Here is a 13,480-nt window from a genome sequence, read left to right as displayed (position 1 = left end):
AGAACACCACGGGTACTGGGAGCGGCCGACCGCTGGGGCTCAGGCCAGTACAGCCGTGAGGATAATGCCGGTGTTCCACGCTGTCACCGCAACGCCCAGTAGCGCCAGTCCAAGTGGGACGCCGATGGAATACGGCCGAGAGACGTACTTCCAGACGGCGAAAAAGCCCACGAACACGGTGGCTTTCAGGCCGGTCAGCACCAGCACCGCGTGCTCCTCCAGCAGTAGTTTGACCACGGGGCTAAGTTCGGTCACGCCCGTAATGCTGTAGCCAATGAGCGTCGTGACGAGGTCGCCGACGCCGAAAAAAGCGACGGCGACCGCCCACAGGGCGACGGCGGTGTTCGACGGACCGGCAAATCGAGCGGGGTGCCGCCAGTTCATGCCTCCTGCTATCGCGCAGCGGTACTTCGTTAGTGGTAGCTTCAATGACAGCTATGCGCGGTAAGCTTCCCTTTCGAGGGGTGAGACGGCATTCAGAGCCCGCTCACAAATATCGCAAGCCACTCCCCGAGTTCGCGGCGCTTGCTGACCCGCACTGACTCGACCCACTTCACCCACTGGAACCCTCGACGGCCGGGCGCGACGAGTCGGAGCGGGTAGCCGTGCCCGTGGGCCAGGCGCTCGCCGTCGACGTGGGTGGCCAGCACAGCATCGCGGGCCTCCGACAGCGGGAGGCTCCAGCGATAGCCAGTAATAGAGCGGAACTGGACCCACGCCGCCGCGTCGTCGGGGTCGGCGGCGTCGAGCAGGTCGCCGACGCGAACGCCCTGCCACTCGTGGCCAGAGTACCAGCCGCTCGTGCAGTCAAGCACCGCCGATTCGGTCGCGTCCGGCGAGAGGTCGCCAGCGACGTAGCTTGCCTCGTGGGCGACCCGGCCGGCGACCGACAGCGACCAATCGGCCGCGTCGACCGGGTCCGGGTCGTCGGCGACCCAGCTAGTGACAGGGAATCGGTTGCCGTCGTCGGTCCCCTCCTCCCGTGACCCGGTGTACCGGCGGTCAGCGCCGGCCGTGTCAAGTGCGTCGTTGACCGGCCCCTGAACTCGCCAGAGGAGTGCCCCCGCGGTCACCAAGCCAGCGTACCGGAGAACGTCCCGGCGGCCGCCACAGGTGGCCTGTGCCGGCGAGTAGAACCGCGCGCGGAGATGCACCAGTAGCAGTGGCGGGACCAGCAGGCCGAGCGCGACGTGGAGGTGAAACAAGCCCCACGGGCCGAGGTCGAGCGTGCCGCCGAATATCCACCAGACGCCGGTGCCGAGCGCGCCCAGTGTGACGGCGGCCAGACCGACCGAGAGGACACGAGTACCGGTCAGCCGCGACGGAGCGACACGGTGGAAGACACGACGAAGCTTCACCGGCAACAGAAGCGTCAGGACCACGCCAGAGAGTGCGTGGAGGTCGATTATCCACGCGCTGCTGGGGATGCCTGCGAAGATGGTGGCGACACCAGTGGCAAGCAGCGTTGCCACTGCCCCGAACAGTCCCCAGTCGACCGCCCGTGGCGTCGGCGTCAGCCGGCGGATGGTCATGGGTACTGTTAGCACTGGATTGATTTATACTGCCGTGGCGGCGTGACAGCGTCAGTACGACTGTCGAAAGACCGTCGCGCCGCTGGCGTTCTTGACAATGACGGTGTCGTCGTCGTTGTTCCAGACCGCCCCGTTCCGGCCCCAGTACCGCTCTGTCTCAGTGTCGGTGCCGCTGCCGGTGTAGAGAGTTACCAAGCCGTTCGAGTCGAGGGTCAGGTTTGTGAACATATACTGGTGGCCCACAGCGTCGCTGACCGTCCACCCGGAGAGGTCGAGGGTCGCATCGCCGGTGTTCGTGAGCGTGACGTACTCGTCGTTCAGGTTCTCGTTGTCGTTGCCTGCCGCATCGGCGTGGATTTCCGCAATTTCGACGCCGCTGGCGCTCTCAGTCCCGCCATCGGCGATAGCCGTTCGAATCACTTCGCCCGGGTCCGTACAGCGCCAGAGCCCGCGCCGGTCAGAACGGGCGGCATCCTCGGCGGCGTAGAATAGTTCGGCTCGTTCGAATTCGCTGTCGTACACACGCGCGTGACCGGTCTCGACAAGCCGGTAGTTGAACAGCGTCTCGTCGTTGACAACGTAGGCCAGCAGTCGGTCGTAGTAGCCGCGCCGGTTCAGGTTCGGGTCGAACGCGAGCCCGACCGTCTCGCCAAGGAGCCGCTGTTTAGCGAGCGACGACGCGTTCGTGCCGGTCCCGCGGAGGCAGGATGCCCCGTCGTCAGTTTCGGGGACACCTTCGAACTCCGCGGGGTCGTTTTCCGTGTGGACTTCGGGCGTATCGACACCGACGAGCCGGACCGTGTCACTGGTCCCGTTCTCGTAGGCGACCTGTATCGTGTCACCGTCGACGACAGCCGTGACCGTCACGGTGACGGTAGACTCCGGAACGTTGACTGCCGGCTGACTGTCGACGGCGGTCCCTGCCGACTGCGACGGCGAGCCGGCGAACCCGCTACAGCCAGTAGCGACCACGAGGACAACGACAACGCCGAACACGCCCCATCGCATCACACAGATGTTAGCGGCCGGCGACACAAGCGTGGCGGTGTCGCCGGGCGGACTGTTATACGTCTGCCATGTCTGGGTCTCGGTACAATGCTCGTCCCGCTGCCAGTCAGGGAAATCATGCGGACACCTGTCAAAACCATCAGTCCCAGCGCTCCGGTCATTGAGGCGGCCCAGCGCCTCCGCGACGAGGACATCGGCTCGCTCGTTGTCGAGGACGACGGCAGCTGCGTCGGTATCATTACGGAGAGCGATATCGTCGCCGTCACCGCAGCCGAAGGGGATACCAGAGCGCTGTCAGTCGGCGACGTGATGGCCGAGACACTGGTGACGGTCGCCCCCGACGCGGACATGCAAGCGGCCGTCGACCGACTCCAGACGAACAATATCAAGAAGCTGCCCGTCGTCGAGGACGGGTCACTCGTCGGCATCGTCACGACGACCGACCTCTCGGACTACATCCCGCACCTCTCTCGGGCGGTGAGAATGTCCAACGACCAGTCCCAGCAAAAGCGGTTCACCCGGCCGGACACGCTGTACGAGAACGAGGACTGGACGTTCGAGAGCTACGGGACTGCCGACGGTATCGACGTGGGTGACCACGTCGAGTTCAGCAAGACGATATCCAAGGCTGACGTGGAGGCCTTCGCCGAAGCGAGTGGCGACACGAACAGACTCCACCTTGACGCGACGTTCGCGGACGGAACGCGGTTCGGCCGCCGGATTGTCCACGGAACGCTCGTGTCCGGCATCATCAGCGCGGCTCTGGCGCGGCTCCCTGGACTGACGATTTACCTCTCGCAAGAACTGAGCTATCAGGGACCCGTCGACATCGACGAAGAGGTCACGGCCCGCTGTGAGGTCGTCGAACGCATTCAGGACAACCGGTTCCGCCTGGCCACAGCCGTCGATGATTCAGAGGGGAACTGCGTTATCGAGGGCGACGCCGTTGTCATCTCTGACCCGATTCCGGACACGGCCTGAGCCGATAGTCAGGCACAACCCATCACATTCGACTATGACCAGTCCGGGAGAACTCCCACCACGTTTCCTGTTTCGTGTTACCAAATAACAATTGTTAATAATCTGCTAGTAGATACACCCGGTATGGACGCTGTCGAACGGCCGACATTCGAAACGAGCGCGGCGATGGAGGTGTACCAGTACGTCGAACGACACGGGACGGCGGCACGGCATAGAGTCCGTGAGATGGTAGACCTCTCTCCCGAAGCGTTCGAGAAGGCCCTGACGCACCTTCTGTCGAAGGGGTACATCGAGGACGACGGTGGGACACTGACGCTGGCGCTCGATGTCGGCTCAGTCGAGGAACACACCACGAACGGGCTGACGTACACGATTCGACCGGCCCACAACGACGATTTCGAAGGGCTCGTCCAGACCATTCGGAACGTCTCAAGCGACGGGACGTACGTTGTCGCCGAGAGCGTCGCCGAACAGTTGCTGTACGAGGATGCCGTCACACGGCACAACACAGTCGAATCGAGAGTGTTCTTCGTCGCGACAGTTGACGAGGCGGTCATCGGCTGGTGTCACCTCGACATCCCGCAGCTGGACAAGCTTCGCGAGACGGCCCAGCTCACCGTCGGTGTCAGGGAGGAACAGCGTGGCCAGGGCATCGGCAGCCAGCTCATGCAACGCGGGCTTGACTGGGCGAAAGCCAACGGCTACCGGAAGCTGTACAACAGCGTGCCAGCGATCACGGAGAACGCGATGGTGTTCCTCGAAGACCACGGCTGGCACACCGAGGGAATCCGGCGGAACCACTACACCGTCGACGGCGAACAGGTCGACGAAGTGATGATGGCCTACACGTTTGACTGACGGGGCCACGGCTCCGCACTACAGTAAGACGACAAGCGCCAGCGCGATCCAGACTATTTTCAGCCCCGTGTTGACGACGATAACTTTCGAGCCGAACTCCCGACCCCAGATGCCGTACTGGAACGGGATCGAGCGCTTGAACGTCGAGACGGCAAACGAGATGATGCCGCCGACGAGCATCGTCGCCACGGCGGTCCGGGCGGAGAAGGTCCCGTTCCGGATGAGCGGTGCGATGACCGTCGCCCCCGAGGTCGTATCGAGCGCGTAGGCGGCGATAACAGGGATGGCCGCGCCGGGCAAGCCAAGGAGCCCGGCGAACCCGTCAGCGGCAGTCGTCACAGACGCCCCGTTACTACCGATGAGTGTCAGCAGTTCATCGCTGTAGGCGAGCAGTAGCGAGACGACGGCGTAGATAGCCGCTAGTCGCGGCAGGATGTCCCGAACTTTGTCCGTGGTCGCGTCGAACGCGGCCCTGACGGCCGCTCGGCGGGTCTCTGGACGGTCATCGAACACGTCGGCTGCGTCGCCAGCGGTCCCGCCGTCGGGGGCCGGGTCCGTATTTGCGCCTGACCGGCCGACGTTGGATGCGTCCAGCAGGACCGCGCCGGCGGCGATGCCAGTCAGCGTAATTGCCAGCGCGATGAGTCCCCGCGTCGCGACGTACAGCACCCCGACGCGAAAGCCCAGAATCGGGATGAGTATCGGCGCGTAAAACGTGATAATGTGCTGAGCGAAGCCAAAGAACGTGTTGATGATGACGGCGATTATCGTCGCGCGGTCGGACAGCGCGCCGGACTCCCGGAAGTCGGCGAGCATGCCGTAGCCGGCGGTCGTCGATGCCGTCGTCGTCAGGATAGCGGTCCCGACCTCGTCCGGGAGGTTCGCCGGCGACGTGAGATAGCGCGAGACGACGGCGATCTTCTCGACCAGCCCGAACGCGACCGCCAGTTCGGCGAGGAACACGCCAAAGGAGAGGAAAAACGTGATACGGAGGACCCGGACAGCGACATCTCCGAGGACAGCGACTGCCGGATGGCCGAGCACTGCGGCGACGAGCGACTGCACGCTGAAACGTACGACCCTGGCCCGCAAATGCCCATCGATAGCGTCGGTCGATTTCAGGACGGTGGCTGCCGGGCAGCGGTGGCTGTGTTGGACAGCGGATACCGAAGCGCCGACGCTGACGCCTTACACGAGCACACGGACAGTGCCGAACAACACCACCACGCCCAGCACATCACAGACGTTCGTGACGACGGGAATGACCACGTCGTCTGGGTCCAGTTCGAACCGGTAGGCGGCGTAGGTCGTCACCGTCGTGACGACGATAGCCAGCACCGCCAGCAGACTCCCGCTGACGAGTGCGACGAGGACGACCGTCCGGAGCGGGAGTGCAGTGCCGCCGATGACGGCCTGGAGGAGCCACGCGCCAGCGCCGACGAGCGGGAACAGCGTCACCGCGAGGGCAACAGTGGCGATCGCGTTGCCGGCCAGTCGGTCGTCAGTCACCGCAAACGACAGGAGGCCGAGGTGAAACGCCGTCGAGAACCGCGCCGCGAGGATGCTGCCGAGGTTGCCCGCCATCCCGATTGTCACCGGAACGAGCACGAGTAGCGACGGATACTGCAGCAGTGTTCCCTCGAAGGTATCGAGGACGAGACCGCTACCGAGTTCGATTGCCGTGAGCACCACCAGAATGGGAAACATCGTCCGGACGATACCCGAAACCGACCACTGGGACGCGAACTCCGCCATTCAACCACCCCCCAGCGCGAGGACGAGGCGGGTCGCGCCCAACAGCGTGGCGATGCCGACCACGTCGCCCGTCGTCGTCACGACCGGGCCGGCCAGTGTGTCCGGATTAAGTCCACGGCGGTAGCCGACGAACACGACCGAGACGACGGCAATAGTCAACAACAGCCCGGAGACAAAGCCCGCAATGAGCGCAATGGCGACGAGGGTTGTGAGGGGGGCCGACGGTCGCCCGACCAGCGCGAGCAGGGCGACAGCCATCACCGCGGCGACGCCGCTGATGAGGACACCGTTTGCCAGTGCCGCCGCGACGGCGGCGTTGATACGGTCGTCGTCAAAAGAGAACCTCGGGTTGATAAGCCCCTGATGAAGCGCCGACCCCAGACGTGCGCCGAGCGAGCCGTAGACGTTCCCCCGAGTGGCAAGCAGCGCCGGCACGAGTACGAGCAGTCCCGCAACGTCCTGTAACTCCGCGTCCATGCCGCCAAGGACAACGCCCGCGAAGAGGCCGCCGACCGCACTGAGCGCCAGCACCGGTAGCGCTTCCCGGTAGGCCTCGAGTGCCACCTCGCGGACAGTCATTGCAGGGCGAAGGACGGCGAGCGAAAAAAAGCCCCCTGATAGCGCTGGCGACCCCTCAGCCGGGAGTCGACTGGGCCTTGTCGCGCCACGGTGGCGGCCCGACCGTCGTGTTCCCAACCCCTGTAAACCGAACAGTTCTGGTGACAGTGACCGGGTCGCCGCCGTCCGTGACCGTCGTGTACTCGGTCCGGTAGTCGCGGACGAGCCCTGACTGAGTGACGTGGGCGACAAGTGTTGCGTTCTCCCGGCTCGTCCACGCTGTCGATGTCGTGTTTTCCCGCAGCCGGTCGCCCCTGATGACATAGACAGTCCCATCTGGCTGCTGGGACTGTCGGGTCCGAGTGTGGAACGGGGCAACGGTCCGGGTCACGTCGGCGGCAGGACGGCCGTTCAGCGCGGCGGTATGAACCCAGTACCGCCACGTTCCGGCGTAGCTATCCGGCGGGTCGTACTCGTTGTAGATCGTTTGATTGTCGCGCGCGAGTCGGCGGAGATACCTATCGCCATCGGACCAGAACGACGCAGTCGCCGGCGGTCGACCAAGGAGCACCGGGGCCGCGTGGCCACGGACAGATATGTTAGCGAGGTGTGTCCGGTTCGCGTCCAGCGCGACGTGGACTCGAAGGTGGGACCGCAATGACCCGTTTGCATATCTGACGGTCCGGTTCATCGTCACCGTGTACCCGCTTCCGTTGAGGCGGTCCCCGTGTGCGGAGCCGAGGAGGGATGGGCTGGTGACGCCCGTTGGGCCGACGCCAGTCGGGTAGGTGGTCGCAGAACTGGTCGGCACCGGAGCAGGTGTCACCGGGTCGTCGCCGTCGCTGAACCCGAACCCGCCACAGCCGGCGGTAACGACGACGATGAGGACGAGTAGCCGCCATCCCATAGTCCTCGCCATGCTATAACAAACCATTCAGATCGGAATAACGCTACGGATCGCCATTTATCCGGGATGTGTCGGTCTACAGACGTGAAATCGTTGATTAACCTACCGAAACTATTATGATAGATACAGACACCGTATGGAACATGCCAACTAATGGCAGTTCGGTCAACCGACGACAGTTGCTGAAGAGTACGGGCGTCGCAGGTGTGGCAGGGCTGACGGGACTGGCCGGTTGTTCCGGTGGCGACGGTGGCGATGGTGGTGGCGACGGCGGCGATGGTGGCGATGGTGGTGGCGACGGCGGCGACGACTACCCGTCGCTCGGGAACTTCCCGGTCGAGGGCGACACGGTCACGTTCGGATTCAACGTTCCACAGTCCGGTCCCTACTCCTCTGAGGGACAGGACGAACTCCGGGCGTACGAACTCGCCCAGAAACACCTCAATAACGGGGGTGGCTGGGTGGACAGCTTCGAGGCTCTCAGCGGCGACGGCGTCCTCGGGTACACGGTCGACTCAGTAAACGGGGACACCGCAACCGACGCCGACACCGCCCGGCAGGCCGCTTCGCGGATGATTAACCGAGACGACGTGGTGATGATCTCAGGCGGCTCTTCAAGTGCAGTGGCCATCGCCGTGCAGGGCCTCTGTCAGACGGAGAACGTCATGTTCATGGCCTGTCTGACCCACTCGAACGACACGACTGGGAAAGACTGCGCCCGGTACGGGTTCCGGGAGATGTTCAACGCGTACATGACCGGCCAGGCGCTCGCACCGGTGCTTGAAAGCGAGTACGGCTCAGACAACTCCTTCTACCAACTGTACGCCGACTACTCCTGGGGCCAGACCCAGCAGGACTCGATGAACCAGTTCCTCTCAGAAATCGGCTGGGAAGAAGTCGACAGCGTCCCGACGCCGCTCGGGACCAGCGACTTCTCCTCGTATCTCTCGGAGGCCGCAAACAGCGGCGCGGACGTGCTCGTCCTGAACCACTACGGGCTGGACGGCGCAAACTCCGTCTCGCAGGCCGTCGATGCCGGTATCGACGAGGACATGGAGCTCGTCGTCCCGCTGTACAACCGCCCGATGGCACAGGCCGCCGGTGGGTCCATCGAAGGCATTTACGGGACGATCGCTTGGGACTCCCAGATCGACAACGAGGCGTCGAACGCGTTCACGCAGGCGTTCCAGGACGAGTACGACCGCGTCCCGTCCGGGCCGGCCCAGCTCGCCTACTCGCAGACGCTCCAGTACGCGGCCGCCGCCGAGCGGGCAGGCACGTTCTACCCGCCGGAGGTCATCCGCCAGCTGGAGGACTACGAGTACAGCAACATCGGCATGGGCCAGGAGACGATGCGTGCCTGCGACCACCAGGCCCAGCGGGACATTCCGGTTGCTCAGGGGCTGCCAGCGAGCGAACAGTCTGACGGGAACTTCATCGACATCGTCGAGATCACGTCCCGAGACGATGTCGGATACGCGTGCGATTCCGGGCCGGCCGCGGAGTGCGAACTCGGCGAGTACGGCGACGAATAGGTCATAATCCGGACAGGGGACCGTTCCCCTCATGATTTATAGTGCATGAGGTTGCCTTACTTGATACACAAAAACTAGCATGATTAGGAATACGCAGATAGTACGAGCAGAGTGCAGTGGGGGGAATCCGACGTGACGCTACTCGCGGATATCCTCACCATCTTGCTGAATGGGTTACAACAGGGTGCGATTTACGTCCTGCTCGCGGTTGGACTGTCGATTATCCTCGGGACGCTGAAATTCGTCAACTTCGCCCACGGGGCGCTGTACCTCGTTGGCGCGTATCTGGGGCTGTTCATAACTGGACAGGTTCCGTTGAACAACGGTCAGTTAGCGGAATGGGGAATCCAGTCATACGGTATCGGACTGGGATTCGTCGCCGCACTGGTCATCGTGCCGATTGTCGTGTTCATTATCGGACTACTGATGGAGCGGTTCATCGCACAGGCGTTTTACGACCGACCCGACACTGACCAGATTCTCGTGACATTCGGGCTCGCGATCATCGTCCAGGAACTGCTTCGGGCGCTGCTTGGCGGGAGCAGCCAGCCGTTCCCACAGCCCTCGTGGGCATCCGGTCCCATCGCGCTGCCCGTGGTGGGAAACTTCCCGCGCTGGCGACTCGGCGTCATCGCGATTACGGCGGTCCTTGTACTTGGCGTGTACGCACTTGTCGAGTACACTGACTTCGGCCTCATCGTCCAAGCCGGGACCCTCGACGGCGAGATGGTCCGCCTGCTTGGGATCAAACTGAGCCGACCGTACCTCGTCGTCTTCGGCATTGGTGCCGCACTCGCTGGCGTGGCTGGCGTCGTCGGCGGCCCGCTCGCTAACGTCAACCCCAACATCGGGACTGAACAGTTAGTTCCGGCGTTCCTGACTGTCGTCATCGGCGGCGTCGGGAAAATAGAGGGGGCCGTGATCGCCGGGCTGATGCTGGGCACGCTGCAGGTACTCTTAATCCAGACCGGCTACGCCGCCTGGAGCCAGGTCGGTATCTACGCGCTCGCAGCACTGGTCCTGCTGGTGCGTCCGCAGGGGCTGCTGGGCTCGGAGGTGGATGTCTCATGAGCGACGAACCGCGCGACGCGACTGCCACGGCGGCGGCCGATACGGATGCAGAGGTCACCGGTGGCCTCGCGGACCGATGGGCTGACTTCCGCGACCGGGAAATCTCGACGGTCCTGTTAACGGTCGTGGGCGTGGCCGTCTTCCCGTTCCTGTTCAACAACTTCCTCGACGGCTACACGCAGCTAGCGACGCTGATGCTCATCTACGGCATCTTCGCCGTCGGGTTCGACATCCTGCTGGGGTACACCGGTCTGCTGTCGTTCGGTCACGCCGTCTTCTTCGGCGGCGCGGCCTACGCCGCCGGCATCTTCAGCGCGAGCGTCAGCAGCTCGCCGCTACTGGTGTTGCTCGCCGGCACGGCGTTTGCCGTGTTGCTGGCGTGGATTGTCGGCTTCCTGTCGCTGCGCCGCGGTGGGATTTACTTCGCCATCCTGACGCTGACGTTCGGCCAGATGTCGTTCTACCTGGCGGCCTCGCCGCTGGCCTTCCTGACGAACGGTGAGAACGGCTTCACCTCCGTGGACATCGGCAGCCTGCTGGGCGTCATCGACATCCACGGCGGGGTGCCGTTCCCGCTGTCGATGCTGGTCGACAACATGCTGTACGTGTTCGTGGCCGTCATGACGGTGCTGTCGGTCGCGATGGCGAACCGCATCCTCCATTCGCCGTACGGGACCGTGTTCCGCGCAATTCGCGAGAACGAGCGGCGGGCAGAGTTCGTCGGGCTGGACGTCTGGCGGTACAAGCTGATGGCGTTTATCATCTCGGCGGCCTTCGCTGGCATCGCCGGGAGCCTGTTCACCATCGAGGGGAACTACGTGCCCCTGCAGTCGCTGTACTGGACCGAATCCGGTCGTATCGTCATCATGACTGTGCTCGGCGGTGTCGGCTCGCTGTTCGGGCCGCTGTTCGGTGCCGGGCTGTACCTGTACATCGAGAACATCGTCAGCGGGTTCGAGACACTCGGCCCGTTCTGGCACCTCATCCTCGGCGTTGTGTTCGTCGTCGCTGTCATCCTCTTCCCCAACGGGATCTGGGGCGGTATCGACTACGTTCGTGACATGGTCGTCGGAGGTGAGGACGAATGACGGTCCTCAAAACGGAACAGCTCACCAAGCAGTTCGGCGGCCTCACGGCCGTTGATGAGGTAGATCTGGAGATAGAACAGGGCGAGGGCGTGAGCCTCATCGGCCCCAACGGTGCGGGGAAATCGACGTTCATCAACCTCGTCACCAGACGGCTCGAACCGAGCTACGGCGAGATCGCGTTCCAGGGAGATTCCATCATCGGAATGGACCCGCACGAGGTCGTCCAGCGAGGGATGAGCAAGTCTTTCCAGACAGCCTCTATCTTCCCCGAACTAACCGTCAAGGAGAACGCAACCATCGCGGCGCTGGCGGCCGAGCACGGCTCGTTCCGGTTCAATTTCTTCCGGAATCAGAACAGCTACCCGGCGGTCGATGAACTGGCGAACGAGGTCCTCGAATCAGTCGGTCTGTACGACGAGCGGGAGGACCAAGCCGACAGCCTTGACTACGGGAACAAGCGCCGGCTCGAACTCGGCATCGCGCTGGCCGCCGAGCCGGATATGCTGCTGATGGACGAGCCAACGGCGGGAATGTCGCCCGACGAGACGAAATCGACCGTCGACCTCATCAAACGCGTCAAGGATGAGCTCGATCTGACGTTCCTGCTGGTCGAGCACGACATGGAGATCGTCTTCGACATCTCCGACCGCATCGTCGTCCTCAACCGTGGGTCGGTCATCGCGGAGGGGACGCCGACGGAGGTACAGAACGACCCTGCGGTACAGGAAGCGTATCTGGGAGGTGTCGAGGAATGACGCTACTCGACGTGGACAACATCAACGGCTACTACGGCGAGAGCCACATCATCCAGGATGTGTCGATGAGCGTCGACGACGGCGAAATCACGGCCCTGCTGGGCCGTAACGGCGCGGGAAAGACCTCGACGCTCCGGTGTATCTCCGGGGCGACGCCGCCTGACGTTCGGAGCGGTGCGATCCAGTTCGACGGAACGGACATCACCAACGCTCCGCCGGAGGACATCGCCGTCCGCGGTATCTCGCTGGTCCCGGAGGAACGGCGCGTGTTCACTGACCTGACCGTCGCCGAGAACCTCCACCTCGCGGACACCGTCCGCAACAAATCCAACACCTGGCGGCGGAAGCTCGATTTCCGCGACGAAGGGATGTCGGCGGCGGAGATCTACGAGTACTTCCCGAGACTCGACGAACGGCGCTCCCAGAAGGCCGGCACGCTCTCCGGAGGCGAACAGCAGATGCTCGCCATCGCTCGCGCGCTCCACCAGAGCACCGACCTGTTGATGCTCGACGAGCCATACGAGGGGCTGGCACCACAGATCATCGAGTCTGTCGAAAACGCCATCGAACGTATCAGCGAGGACGGGACGACGATACTGCTGGTCGAACAGAACGCCGTCGCAGCAATGAAAATCGCCGACCGATGTTACGTGCTTGACCGTGGGCAGGTGGTCTTCGAAGGGCCCGCTGAGGAACTGCAAAACGACCAAGAGACCCGCGATAAGTACCTAGGTGTCTGAATGTCGGACACACAATCCCCCGAATCGCTGCTCGACGCACTGCAATCTGAAGGTGTCGTCGTCATCGACGAGGAAACAGACGAGGTCAGCACGACAGAAGCGTTCGAGGCCGACCGCGAGGTGTACTACGACACCTACGTGACGATGGGCAACGCGGAGTTCCACGAGTCCGTCGCCGACGTGTTCGGCCTCGATTCGGCCGCTGAAGCGGCCCAGCGGGTCGACGAACTCGACGTGTCACGCGAGGAGTTTGCCACGTTCCTGACCCTGCGGTCGAACGTCGACGACTCCTACACCACCGTGGAGCTGACGACGATGGCACAGATGGCGACCGAACTGGGGCCGGAAACACCGGTCCCCGAGGGAGTCAAACACCTCGACGACGACAGCTACGAGGCGTTCGTCGACGCCCACGACCGGTGTGTCGTGACTGTGTGGAAGCTGTTCTGTGATCCCTGCGAAGCAATGAAAGCGGAGTTAGATGACGTTTTGGCCGCATTCCCGGACGGCGTCCCGGTCGGCGGCATCGCCGGCGAGCGCTCCCCGGAGTTCTGTCAGTCGGTCGGGGTCAACGCGGCCCCCGCTGTCGTGCTGTTCGAGGACGGCAAGCCTGTCGAACGGATCACTGGCCGGACAGACCCGTCGCCGCTCGCTGAGCGAGTCGAAGAAGTATACGGCGTCTGACTGCGGCG

General features: G+C 63.6%; 15 protein-coding genes. 8 read left to right on the top strand and 7 right to left on the bottom strand.

Annotation, left to right across the window (positions count from 1 at the left end):
- Positions 1–39: 39 nt before the first annotated feature.
- From RR_RS17945 to RR_RS17935, 3 genes are all read right to left on the bottom strand, one after another.
- Entirely contained in the window at positions 40–384 is a 345-nt protein-coding gene (locus tag RR_RS17945) for a hypothetical protein (RefSeq protein ID WP_004964575.1), read from the bottom strand.
- A gap of 92 nt (positions 385–476) precedes the next feature.
- The gene (locus tag RR_RS17940; RefSeq protein WP_011224637.1) at positions 477–1,532 is read right to left on the bottom strand and encodes a molybdopterin-dependent oxidoreductase; all 1,056 of its coding nucleotides are present in this window, start codon (positions 1,530–1,532) and stop codon (positions 477–479) included.
- A gap of 51 nt (positions 1,533–1,583) precedes the next feature.
- Positions 1,584–2,540 (bottom strand): lamin tail domain-containing protein, encoded by a 957-nt coding sequence (locus RR_RS17935; protein ID WP_011224636.1) that lies wholly within the window; start codon positions 2,538–2,540, stop codon positions 1,584–1,586.
- A gap of 87 nt (positions 2,541–2,627) precedes the next feature.
- Here RR_RS17935 and RR_RS17930 point away from each other — a divergent pair, with 87 nt between their 5' ends.
- Positions 2,628–3,521, top strand: a complete 894-nt coding sequence (locus RR_RS17930) for a CBS domain-containing protein (RefSeq protein WP_011224635.1) — start codon at positions 2,628–2,630, stop codon at positions 3,519–3,521.
- 123 nt (positions 3,522–3,644) lie between these two features.
- Entirely contained in the window at positions 3,645–4,379 is a 735-nt protein-coding gene (locus tag RR_RS17925; RefSeq protein WP_004964588.1) for a GNAT family N-acetyltransferase, read from the top strand.
- An 18-nt stretch (positions 4,380–4,397) separates the two neighbouring features.
- On the opposite strand, the gene RR_RS17920 is transcribed toward RR_RS17925, so the two are convergent.
- The 4 genes from RR_RS17920 to RR_RS17905 form a co-directional block, all read right to left on the bottom strand.
- Positions 4,398–5,444 carry a nucleoside recognition protein gene (locus RR_RS17920; protein WP_049939087.1) on the bottom strand — a complete coding sequence of 349 codons (1,047 nt, stop codon included), beginning with the start codon at positions 5,442–5,444 and terminating at the stop codon, positions 4,398–4,400.
- A gap of 123 nt (positions 5,445–5,567) precedes the next feature.
- Positions 5,568–6,134, bottom strand: coding sequence for a magnesium transporter (locus RR_RS17915; protein ID WP_004964594.1), 567 nt, complete (start codon positions 6,132–6,134; stop codon positions 5,568–5,570).
- Positions 6,135–6,713: a magnesium transporter gene (locus tag RR_RS17910; RefSeq protein ID WP_007189235.1), complete on the bottom strand. Its 579-nt coding sequence runs from the start codon at positions 6,711–6,713 to the stop codon at positions 6,135–6,137. It lies immediately after the preceding gene.
- A gap of 55 nt (positions 6,714–6,768) precedes the next feature.
- On the bottom strand, positions 6,769–7,611 hold the full coding sequence (locus RR_RS17905) for a hypothetical protein (protein ID WP_049939086.1): 843 nt from the start codon (positions 7,609–7,611) through the stop codon (positions 6,769–6,771).
- 131 nt (positions 7,612–7,742) lie between these two features.
- Here RR_RS17905 and RR_RS17900 point away from each other — a divergent pair, with 131 nt between their 5' ends.
- The 6 genes from RR_RS17900 (at position 7,743) to RR_RS17875 (ending at position 13,472) form a co-directional block, all read left to right on the top strand.
- Positions 7,743–9,134 carry a substrate-binding protein gene (locus RR_RS17900; protein WP_079891000.1) on the top strand — a complete coding sequence of 464 codons (1,392 nt, stop codon included), beginning with the start codon at positions 7,743–7,745 and terminating at the stop codon, positions 9,132–9,134.
- Positions 9,135–9,266: 132 nt separating this feature from the next.
- Positions 9,267–10,205, top strand: coding sequence for a branched-chain amino acid ABC transporter permease (locus RR_RS17895; protein ID WP_049939192.1), 939 nt, complete (start codon positions 9,267–9,269; stop codon positions 10,203–10,205).
- The gene (locus tag RR_RS17890) at positions 10,202–11,293 is read left to right on the top strand and encodes a branched-chain amino acid ABC transporter permease (protein WP_004964609.1); all 1,092 of its coding nucleotides are present in this window, start codon (positions 10,202–10,204) and stop codon (positions 11,291–11,293) included. The genes RR_RS17895 and RR_RS17890 overlap by 4 nt, the downstream gene beginning before the upstream one ends.
- Positions 11,290–12,048: an ABC transporter ATP-binding protein gene (locus RR_RS17885; RefSeq protein ID WP_004964614.1), complete on the top strand. Its 759-nt coding sequence runs from the start codon at positions 11,290–11,292 to the stop codon at positions 12,046–12,048. Before RR_RS17890 ends, RR_RS17885 begins: the two co-directional genes overlap by 4 nt.
- The gene (locus RR_RS17880; RefSeq protein WP_004964617.1) at positions 12,045–12,788 is read left to right on the top strand and encodes an ABC transporter ATP-binding protein; all 744 of its coding nucleotides are present in this window, start codon (positions 12,045–12,047) and stop codon (positions 12,786–12,788) included. Before RR_RS17885 ends, RR_RS17880 begins: the two co-directional genes overlap by 4 nt.
- A complete protein-coding gene (locus RR_RS17875; RefSeq protein WP_011224630.1) occupies positions 12,789–13,472 on the top strand; it encodes a thioredoxin family protein in 684 nt (227 codons plus the stop codon).
- Positions 13,473–13,480: the final 8 nt, after the last annotated feature.

This window comes from Haloarcula marismortui ATCC 43049 (assembly GCF_000011085.1).
Classification (GTDB): Archaea; Halobacteriota; Halobacteria; order Halobacteriales; family Haloarculaceae; genus Haloarcula; species Haloarcula marismortui.
The sequence above is the reverse complement of the archived record's forward strand: the minus strand, read 5'-3'. Positions and strand labels throughout refer to the sequence as shown.